This window comes from Myxosarcina sp. GI1, assembly GCF_000756305.1.
In the GTDB taxonomy this organism is placed as follows: domain Bacteria; phylum Cyanobacteriota; class Cyanobacteriia; order Cyanobacteriales; family Xenococcaceae; genus Myxosarcina.
In genome coordinates, this window is record NZ_JRFE01000043.1 from 17459 (window position 1) to 27000 (window position 9542).

The following is a 9542-nucleotide window of genomic DNA, read 5'->3' on the forward strand; positions in this document are numbered from 1 at the left end:
GGCATGGCTTCGCTACGCTTCAAGAATGAGACTTCTTATCTTTAAATTTGGGAATGCTGAGGGTGAGAAATTAATTATGCAACCCTCTTCATGTCCACCACAACCATTTTCTTTGAAACTACTACTGCTGCTAGAAAGCTTACGATACTCTTCAGCCTATGATTGACGCAAGCTTAGACTGTAACGCAATTACCTACAATAAAGCAGATGAGGAGTTAGTTAAGTGGCTGGTACATGACAGCTATTGTCAGGCTGGAACTAAGGAAAGAATTTATCCCTATCCTGTCAGCATCATTAGTAAGTCTGACAAAACTACTCTTTATCAATACCAAGACCTACAAATAGAACAGAAGTTTATTCCTCCTGCCGATTGGGAATTTGTTGCTCAAGATGGTCAAGGAAAGATAATCGATAAAACTTGGTGGGGCTATGAAGATGGTTCAATTGATGTGGGGTTTTATATTGAGAATTTTCTTACAAAGGCAATAAAAAAACAATGCGAGGTGGTGCAGTAATTACAGGGAACTATCGCTATCTACTTTGGCGTGAATGGGACAGCAGCAGCAAAACTGTTTCCTTCATCATGCTCAATCCTAGTCGTGCCGATGCCCAAATTAACGATCCTACTATCACTCGCTGCATTAACTTTGCTAGGTTGTGGGGCTATGGCAGATTAGAAGTAGTTAATCTCTTTGCCTATCGAACACCTAAGCCATCACTACTCAAGCAAGCAGCCGAACCAATCGGCAGAGATAACGATCGCTATATTCTAGAAACTGTTTTAAAGAGCGATCGCATCATCCTAGCCTGGGGTAATCATGGTACTTGGCAACAACAAGATTTATATATTCTTGAGTTATTACAAAATCATAATCATCTCTACTCTTTAGGCATTACAAAAAGAGGTTGTCCCCGTCATCCTTTGTATCTTCGCAGTACAATTAAGCCTCAGATATACGGTGCGATCGAGAATCGAGGTAATCTAAGTAGAGAATTCTAATGCACTCGATGAGCATCACTGACTATCAACCTCCAGTTGCAGAATTACTCAATTACGGTGAATGTCGCGATTACAAAAAATGGCGCAACTATGTTCGGGAGCTAAATCTTGAAGATAAACACATACCCGAACTGATAAAGATGGCGACGGATGAAGAACTGAATCTAGCTGACTCAGATAGCAAAGAAGTTTGGAGTCCCGTTCATGCTTGGCGGGCATTAGGTCAACTAAAAGCAATTGAAGCTCTCAAACCTTTATTAGAATTGTTAAACGACCGAGATGATGACTGGATTAGCGGCGATTTTCCTACCCTCTGTACGCTGATTGGTAAAGATTCTATTCCTCTACTCAAAGAATTTTTAGCCGATTCTTCTAACGATTTATATGCTAGAAGTAATGCAGCAGAAAGTCTGGAGGCTATTTGTTATAAGTATCCCGAAACCCGCGAATCAAATATAGCTATTATTGCTCAAGAATTAGAGAAATTTAAAGTTAACGACCCCACTTTGAGTGCTTTGTTGATTTGCAACTTGATGGATTTAGAGGCAGTTGAAACAATCGCAGTCATAGAACGTGCTTTTAAAGCCAATCGCGTAGATACTTTTATTGTTGGAGATTGGGAAGATATTCAAGTAGATTTTGGGCTAAAAACCCGTGAAGAACTTCAAAGTAGTCGTTTGTCTGAGAAGCAAATTTTTGATTCGTTATTTCCAGCTAGTCGCAAAACTAAGACAGCTAAAGGATTTGGTTCTAATCAGACCAATAGTAAAAAGAAGAAATCTCACAAATCTTCTGGCAAAAGAAAAAAAGGATAGTTTTACTGGAAGGGCATAATGACTATCTTCGGATTGATTTTCTCCGCCATTTGAAATGAACATCGACACCAATCCTGAAATCCAAGAGTTCTTACGGAAATACGATCGCCTGCTCCTAGACGAACGAGGAATCATTAAATTAAAACCTGCTGACTTCTATCAGAGTTTAGACTACACAGACCTCAGAGTTTGGTGTATCTGTCGGGCTATCTATCAAATTCCCACAGTAGAATTAATCGACTGGCTCAAAGATAATTTTAATCTCGATAAAGCCATAGAAATTGGTGCGGGTAATAACTATCTCTACCATCACCTCGGCATCAAAGGCATCGACAACTATTCAGAGCAGATACCAGCAGTAAAGTTAGTCCATGAAATACTCAACCAACCTTCAACTAATCCACCACCAACAGTAGAAAAGCTAGATGCGATCGCAGCAATTGAGAAATACCAGCCAGAAACAGTAATTACCTCTTGGGGGACGTTAAAGACTAAAGATCCAGAAGACATCGATGCAGGTCATAAGTACGCTCCAGATGAGGAGGAAATATTAGATACAGGAGTTACCTATGTTTTTATTGGCAATGATGATATTCACAGCGATCGCGCCATTATGAGCAAGAAGCATGAAACTTATTGCTTCAATTGGCTGGTTTCTAGGAGTAAGTATCCAGAGCAGAATCGTATTTATGTGTGGCGGGCTGAAAGCTAATTTAAGAGTTGGGCTGAATAAACATTTCAAAGACTGAAGCAAAGTCTTTGACGCTATAGGTTTCATGAAAGTGTGTCAGCCACTCAAAGGTATACTCATTGATGGCTTTAAATTCTTGTTCTAGAGTTCTATTACTTGAGGAGCGATTGACAGAACGTGAGGCGATTTCCAAGCTGTTTTCAGCGTATTTGAGATAGCGATCGTTTGTTTCTTGAATCAAACTAATTTTGACTAAAGCTTTGTATAAATTCCTCAATTGTTTTATGTATTTTTTCCCAACATCAATAGAGTAATAGTGAGAGCCAATATTAAATTTGATTTCAATGTCTAAATCTACAGTACCAGCCGTTTCTAGCACTACATTTTGAATATAGTGGTTGCTGTAATTCCAACGTTTCAAAGTTCGCCTTTTACTAACTGCGGATGTACCATCGACATGAATTAAAGCCTGATTGGTAAAACAATACTCATCTGCCTTGGATTTGATTAAGAAATAAATTTTTTCTTTCTCTTCGTGCAGGATAAAGTCATCGGATTCTACTTTATCGTAATCTTYAGGCTCGACAATAATTCCAATGTCGCTYAGTCCYAGTGCATCAGAAGCAATTCTTTTAAACATCTAAATTTATTACGGTATGAAAATAGAGACACCAGTATAACTTTTACTCTAGTTCGTCTTCATAACCGATAACATCACCATCATCATCGGTTATGGCTTTTTTACCTTCACTGTTAATTAAAATTTCATTACCAGCTTCATCGCGTTCTTTTCTGAGGATAACAACGCTTCTACCCGAATTTTCCGACCAGTCTTGCACCGTAAACCCTGCTTCGGTTTCATCGGGATATCTGAGAGCCATCTTCTGCCATGCTTCTTCCTCACTCTCGGCATGAATATAATGTCCTTGCCTTTCTCTTATATCGTCGCGCCCAAGGCATTCGTGTAAGTAAAGTGCATTACGAGTACATCTGTATTCAGTCATGGTTGTTTATTCGTCTCCGTCCATAGCAGTTTTATTTTATTATCGAATCCTCCTCGCTGCGATTGCGAAGCTAGCCGAAGGCATCGCTTGTGTTTTTGGATTTCTCTAACTTTCTCTGGCTCAATTCCAGTAGCAGCAATTAAAGCATCGATTACTTCATAAACATCGGCTAGTTCCTGGGGCAAATCTTTATCAGGAGCGATCGCTGCTTCTTTAGCTTCTTCTACCAATTTCTGTCGTAGAGCTTCAATGTAATCTAAATTACTTAAAGTTGTTGTTTCACACTGATTGCCAGAAGTGCGGATAATTTCTGGTATTTTATCTCGAACGAGTTTGTTGTGTTCGGTTCTCACTGTTACTCATCTTCTCCAAAAGCTGGTGGATGTTCGTATTCTGGTTGCCAACTGCTGTTGATTAGTGCGCCAGTAGAAGCTTCTTGATAATTATCTTCTAAAAACTTAGCTCGTTTCGTAGGTGTCGTGCCTGTCTGCTGAATTAATGTTTCTCTTAAAGGGTGATGACTGCTAATAAAAAAGTCGTTTCTAATCTGCAACCGTTTGAGAAAACGCTTTTCGGGTAATCGGTCGAACTTACCTCTAGTACCGCGATTACAACTCTGACAAGCTAAAACTAAATTCCAAACCCCGTCGATAGGATGAGCGATGTTGTGGTAAATTAGCTTGCGCGGAAAAAAGTGATCGACATCTCCTAAATCTACCGATCCGCTTTCAATTGAAATATCTGCAAAACAATAAAAACATTTGCCTTTTTGATAGCCATTTAAAGCATCACGACAAGAGGTGACATCCACTCGGCGGTTGTTACTGCCAGTAAAAATAATCTTCTTCTCATGGTCGTAGTCTACTTTAATTAGATGCTTCGATATTTTTAGCTTCCAAGCTGTCTCGACTAAACGCCATCTTGCCTCTACTTCTTGGGGTAAGTTCTGACCCTGATATAGTTCGGGTAGTTCTAACAGACTGTCGGTTAGGGCAATACCTTTATTCTGACTTCTACGCTCGTCGGTAAAGAAACGGACGGGAAGCTCAGATTTATTGACGTTGTGAAAGGCATCAATGACATTCTCAAATCCCTGTCGGACTGTAGTTGCTATCAATTCATCCTTGCTAATTTCACTCTGATTGAAGCGATCGCAAGCCTCTAAAAAACTACTAGAACGTGATGTAGTTTGCTTTTCTGCCAGCTTGAGATGCTCTGTAATATAACGAGAAAACGGTTCTGCTAACTCCTCTAAAGTAATAAAAGTCTTACCAGTTGGGGCGATTTCTAGTAAAGCTTTGCCTAGTGCGAATTTGTAACAGGCGACATTATTCCCATACAGAATAATCGACCGCCAGTAATCTTCTATAGTTGGCTCTTTACCCAGAAATTCAGTCATACAACTTAATACAGACTTGTTTTTACTTCGTTTACGAAGTAAAATAGAGATATGGGCGATCGCTCTCCCGACCAAGAGACAAGCGATCGTCCTAACCCAAATACAATTCAGGTATAAGTTCAATGAAAGCACAGATTTACATCAACCGTCAGGTGATGGCGGCAAACAAAAAAGCTACAAAAGAGACGGGAGAACTGGTAGACAAACCAGCGATCGCGGTCAATACTTACAAAGGCAGTATTTATTGCAAAGAAGTAGAATTTACCAGAGGAGGAAAGCTAATTCAGGATGCAGAACAAGCTAGATGCTCTGGAGCTACAGTCTGGATAGAGGTCAATGATTTTGAATCACTTGTAATTGATGGTTTAACGGCACGAAATTCTATGTTTGACCATGAAGAACCACTCTTAATCGAAGATTATTTCTGGCAGTTTGTGGAGGATTTTAAAGCCGTAATTGATGATAACTACATAGCGATCGCTCGTCGTCTCAGTTCTAAATATGCTGCTGATAAACAAGCATTGCTCGTAATGTTTAAAGAGTTACAGGAAAAGTTGCAACAGAAGTTAGACCGAGATGAACTAGAACTAGATGAGGATGATTTCGACGATCTGACTGATAGCATTATCGGGTTAGGTAAGAAAAGATATTATTCAGTGTTGAGAAATCCTAGAAGTGCATTGTCTATTAGCGACTCAATTAAAAACTGTTACATAGTTTTGGATTTATTAAATTAATATTCATCGAAATGAATTTTTATTCCCTGACATTTATCGTTGGGGAATAAGCAACCGAATATATTTATTGACAACAAATCATGCCAGACAAATACAGAGAAACCAAAAACAATTGGGACAAAAATAACCCAGAAAAGATTAAACAATCTAAAGCTAAATACGATAAAGAAAATCCTACTTGGTCATTTAGACCGACACCAGAACTTAGAGAATGGTTAAAGAAGGAACGATGGGACGATAGAGATGGTAATCCTGAAACTAATGCTGCTTTAGTTATTCGTAAGCTAGAAAAATTGATGGAAATGGAGTATCAAGGATACTAATAATGGAAGAAACAACGTTTGCTGAACTTTGCTCCAAAACTGTTTATGCCAAACAGGTAGAGAATTATGGAAAGGAACGAGTATCATTAGGAATTGGCAATAATCAAGGACAAAGATTGGTTATTCAGATAATCATTTATGCTTCTGAAATTCCCAACTTGTTCAGAAATATATCGCGTCCAATTATCGAATCTCATTTATTAGAGATAAAAGAATATATTTTAAAGCAGGCAAGTGCAGGTAAGAAATGGATCGTAGGAGCATTAACTGCCAATGTTGACCCAGAGCTAATCAAATGTGAATCTATTGGTTCAAGCCTATATATTATAAGTATTCCTAACGCTACTCCTTTAGATGTAACTGATGGTCAACATCGAATAGGCGCGATCGCTTCAATTATAGATTCAGAGCATCGAGAACTAATAGCAAATGAGCAAATTCCATTAACTTTAATCTTGGAAAAAAGTTCGAGACAAGCGAATGTTGATTTCACAGATATGGCAAAAGGAACGACAATATCCAATTCTTTGTTGGTAGCTTTCGGCTCTGAAGGTCGAGATGCGATCGCTTTAGAACTTCTACGCAGAGTAAATCTTTTTCGGGGTAGCACTCGCTTAGATTCAGCTTCTCCTGGTTCTGGTTCTAAGTATATTTACACCCTCAATTACATTGCAGGTTTAGTTGGTTGTGCAATGGATGGTAACAGTAACGCATCACTTGCTGAATATGACGATGAGAAAGAAATTGAGCAAGTAGGGATTGAGTTGAGTGAAATACTTAATGAGTTCTTTTCTGGCTGTCCAATAACAACCAATTTATCCCAAAAAGAAAAATTGACTCCTGAAGAAGTAAAAAACTTTCGCAGCACCTACATTTTAGGTTTAAGTATTGGCTTAGAAATATTAGGTTGTTTGATATATCAACTTCGGCAGGGAAACCTTACAATTACTCAAATAGCAACTCAGATTGATTGGTCTAGAGATAACAACTTGTGGAATGAAATATTTCCTCATAAGAAAGCAACTACGAATAACGAGTCTTTGGGGACATTGCCGTTGAGTGATGCTATTGAGCAATTAATAAACTAGATGAAGATGATAACAATTGATAATCTTAAAAGTCTGCTCAAACAACAGGTAAAACTAATTAGACAAATATATCCGCATCCTGACTGGAAGTATGGAGGGTTTGAAGAACTAGTTTTAGATTGCGGTAGTGAATTCAATCAATTTTTTACTCAAAATATCGAGCGAGGTATCCTTAAAAGTTGTTACTGGAATTGTCAACAATTACTTAAAGAATATCCTGAATTAATTTATTGCGAAGGTTATGCACTAGCTCCTGATGTATTAATTCCTTTAAAACATAGTTGGTTAATTAACAAACAACAAGAAATAATCGAGCCTACTTGGGATGCAAATGATTCTATTTATCTAGGAATTCCTTTTTCTACTTTATGGTTTAAATCTGTCCTAAATAGTCGTTCTGCTATGGGTAGAAAAGATGAAATTAGTATTCTTGAAGGAAATTATTTAGAAGAGTTTTCACTACTAAAAAAAGGTTTGCCAGATAATGCGATCGCTAAAATTATTTCAATTGCCTAGAACTAACTGGACTATAAAGTTGGGTTTTTACATCTCTGTTTGCTGTCATCAATTTTAAATCCAACGTCTGACTGTAGCTTTGTATTCTCGATACTCCTCACCAAATTTAGCTTCGAGCATTTGTTCTTCTTCTTTGACAAACATTTCTTGAATCAGCCAAGCAAACACAGGAATAACGATTGCGGGAGTCAGAGTTCCTAAATAAAGCCACAAGCCAGTTAAGACAGTTATCATGCCCAAATAAATAGGATTTCTGCTGTAGTTAAAGATTCCTTCTCTAAGTAGATAACTCGATTCTTTAAAAGGTTCGATCGCCGTATTCTTTTGTCGAAACAGGTAGGCACAAAACAGAAGCACAATTATTCCGACTGCGATAGCTCCAATTCCTAAATAAGTAACGGGTGAGAAAAATAGCTGTCTGACGGGTAGCACCAAATGCAGTCCTACCATCAAGATAATCGATAGTAAAAACCAAACAGGAGGTAATAAAACTTTCTGCAAGTTCATGTTTATAGTCTCCCAATGATAACTGTTCTTATATTAAATCTTCCCAAACGGTTGTCCCCATCTACGCCAATTTTCTTTATTAAAGGGACTGAGCCAGCGTAATATTAATTCTCGCTCCAGCTTTAAACGAGCAGTGCGATCGCCAGGTGTATGATACCAAAAAGCACTACAAACTCTGACTTCCAGATTGTGTTTGCGGTGCAGTTCGACATAGTTCATCGCATAGTCTTTACAGTCATGCGTACCATTCCATCTCTGTTTTGCCGTTTGCATAGTCTCACCAACATAGAGGAGTAGGGGTAAAGCATTATCAATAACAAAATAGATGCAGTTTTTATCTTCATGTTCTTTCATCCTGTAGAACTGAGAAGAATGCAGCTTCAGTTCAAAGGGGTTAATCTCATCACTATCATAGTGAGCTAATGGTGCATCAAACAGGCTAGTTTGTTGTGGTGGCTTAGTGTTAAGAGTGTGTTGCTGATGCTCGAATATTTTAGACTTCCATTTAAGTAAAGCATCTTTGCTCATGAGCTTTTGCGGTTGCTCTACTTGATAGGCTGGTCGGACATTAAATAAACTAAGTTGCTGTTCGCTCACTTTTGATGATAATTGACTGTCAAAGCAGCTAGATTAACACGAGTCAAACCACTAACCATCAAAATTTAAGTTTCTTTCTTGGTGAGAATTTGTCAAGTGAGCGAGGCGATCGCTTGTAATTTACATATCTAATCGCTTTTCTCTATCTTTTCATTCAGCCTGAAAAATTAAATCGAACTCAAAATTATTAGACGAATAGGATAACAAGCAATAGAAAGCTAAAGATAGATAAGCTTGTTTCGACAAAAATAGGTTAAATTAATGACTTCATTGTTTTTTCTCCTTAAAAAGGGTGAATTTGTTTGATTATTCTTTAAGTAGCGATTGGGTTTAGCTCAAAAATAAGTGAGTGCATCTTAAACAAAAGCCCAGTCACATCAACTGCAACTGGGCTTGATTATCAAACTATTTGACTAGTTCGCTATCCCTGAAAGACTAAGCGGTAGCTTCACCGAGATTTACTTTAACTACTTTGTTTTTTTCTTCTTCAGATTTAGGTAAACTCAGATTGAGGATACCGTCTTTGTACTCGGCAGTGACGTTAGTGTTTTGAATTCTGGCAGGTAGAGGGATTACTCTTTGGAATTTACCGTAACGGAATTCAGAGCGAGTTTTTTCTTTAATTTCAGATTTACGTTCTCCTGCGATCGCTACTCTGTCAGCCATTACCTGAATGTCTAAATCTTTAGCTTCCATGCCAGGAACTTCTAGTTTGAGATGTAAAGCATCATCGGTTTCAGTAAGTTCGGCGGCAGGTACTTTGGCTAAGTTATTGAAGCCATCCGCATTATCAAATAAGCTGTTTAATTGACGTTGTAAAGAAGTCATTTCTTGCCAAGGATTGTATCTTACTAATGTCATGTTT

15 protein-coding genes are annotated in these 9542 nt (G+C 38.1%); 8 read left to right on the forward strand and 7 right to left on the reverse strand.

What is annotated here, in order from left to right; all coding sequences use genetic code 11:
* Nucleotides 1-158: 158 nt before the first annotated feature.
* The 4 genes from KV40_RS25515 to KV40_RS25530 are packed head-to-tail and all read left to right on the forward strand — an operon-like array spanning nt 159 to nt 2527.
* A complete protein-coding gene (locus KV40_RS25515) occupies nt 159-515 on the forward strand; it encodes a hypothetical protein (RefSeq protein WP_036487295.1) in 357 nt (118 codons plus the stop codon).
* On the forward strand, nt 497-1000 hold the full coding sequence (locus KV40_RS25520) for a DUF1643 domain-containing protein (RefSeq protein WP_036487297.1): 504 nt from the start codon (nt 497-499) through the stop codon (nt 998-1000). The genes KV40_RS25515 and KV40_RS25520 overlap by 19 nt, the downstream gene beginning before the upstream one ends.
* Nucleotides 1001-1008: 8 nt before the next feature.
* Complete coding sequence (locus KV40_RS25525) at nt 1009-1815, forward strand: DUF1186 domain-containing protein (RefSeq protein WP_036487389.1); 807 nt, start codon at nt 1009-1011, stop codon at nt 1813-1815.
* Between the two features lie 55 nt (nt 1816-1870).
* Nucleotides 1871-2527, forward strand: a complete 657-nt coding sequence (locus KV40_RS25530; protein WP_036487299.1) for a hypothetical protein — start codon at nt 1871-1873, stop codon at nt 2525-2527.
* A gap of 1 nt (nt 2528) precedes the next feature.
* On the opposite strand, the gene KV40_RS25535 is transcribed toward KV40_RS25530, so the two are convergent.
* Genes KV40_RS25535 through KV40_RS25550 form a run of 4 tightly spaced genes read right to left on the reverse strand, consistent with a single transcriptional unit; the run spans nt 2529 to nt 4909 of the window.
* Nucleotides 2529-3146: a PH domain-containing protein gene (locus KV40_RS25535; protein ID WP_036487301.1), complete on the reverse strand. Its 618-nt coding sequence runs from the start codon at nt 3144-3146 to the stop codon at nt 2529-2531.
* A gap of 43 nt (nt 3147-3189) precedes the next feature.
* Nucleotides 3190-3510: a hypothetical protein gene (locus KV40_RS36415; RefSeq protein ID WP_072013905.1), complete on the reverse strand. Its 321-nt coding sequence runs from the start codon at nt 3508-3510 to the stop codon at nt 3190-3192.
* On the reverse strand, nt 3507-3863 hold the full coding sequence (locus KV40_RS25545; RefSeq protein WP_036487303.1) for a nucleoside triphosphate pyrophosphohydrolase: 357 nt from the start codon (nt 3861-3863) through the stop codon (nt 3507-3509). Before KV40_RS25545 ends, KV40_RS36415 begins: the two co-directional genes overlap by 4 nt.
* A gap of 2 nt (nt 3864-3865) precedes the next feature.
* Nucleotides 3866-4909 (reverse strand): HNH endonuclease domain-containing protein, encoded by a 1044-nt coding sequence (locus KV40_RS25550; RefSeq protein ID WP_036487305.1) that lies wholly within the window; start codon nt 4907-4909, stop codon nt 3866-3868.
* Between the two features lie 122 nt (nt 4910-5031).
* On the opposite strand from KV40_RS25550, the gene KV40_RS25555 reads away from it, so the two are divergent.
* From KV40_RS25555 to KV40_RS25570, 4 genes are all read left to right on the forward strand, one after another.
* Nucleotides 5032-5646, forward strand: coding sequence for a hypothetical protein (locus KV40_RS25555; RefSeq protein ID WP_036487307.1), 615 nt, complete (start codon nt 5032-5034; stop codon nt 5644-5646).
* 80 nt (nt 5647-5726) lie between these two features.
* Nucleotides 5727-5969 (forward strand): hypothetical protein, encoded by a 243-nt coding sequence (locus KV40_RS25560; protein ID WP_052055958.1) that lies wholly within the window; start codon nt 5727-5729, stop codon nt 5967-5969.
* A gap of 2 nt (nt 5970-5971) precedes the next feature.
* On the forward strand, nt 5972-7057 hold the full coding sequence (locus tag KV40_RS25565; RefSeq protein WP_052055959.1) for a DNA sulfur modification protein DndB: 1086 nt from the start codon (nt 5972-5974) through the stop codon (nt 7055-7057).
* A gap of 6 nt (nt 7058-7063) precedes the next feature.
* Nucleotides 7064-7573, forward strand: coding sequence for a hypothetical protein (locus KV40_RS25570; protein WP_172657341.1), 510 nt, complete (start codon nt 7064-7066; stop codon nt 7571-7573).
* Nucleotides 7574-7627: 54 nt separating this feature from the next.
* Here KV40_RS25570 and KV40_RS25575 read toward each other — a convergent pair whose 3' ends face one another.
* From KV40_RS25575 to KV40_RS25585, 3 genes are all read right to left on the reverse strand, one after another.
* On the reverse strand, nt 7628-8080 hold the full coding sequence (locus tag KV40_RS25575; protein ID WP_052055960.1) for an isoprenylcysteine carboxylmethyltransferase family protein: 453 nt from the start codon (nt 8078-8080) through the stop codon (nt 7628-7630).
* A 33-nt stretch (nt 8081-8113) separates the two neighbouring features.
* The gene (locus KV40_RS25580; RefSeq protein WP_036487313.1) at nt 8114-8677 is read right to left on the reverse strand and encodes a hypothetical protein; all 564 of its coding nucleotides are present in this window, start codon (nt 8675-8677) and stop codon (nt 8114-8116) included.
* A gap of 435 nt (nt 8678-9112) precedes the next feature.
* Complete coding sequence (locus tag KV40_RS25585) at nt 9113-9538, reverse strand: Hsp20/alpha crystallin family protein (RefSeq protein ID WP_036487315.1); 426 nt, start codon at nt 9536-9538, stop codon at nt 9113-9115.
* Nucleotides 9539-9542 lie beyond the last annotated feature (4 nt).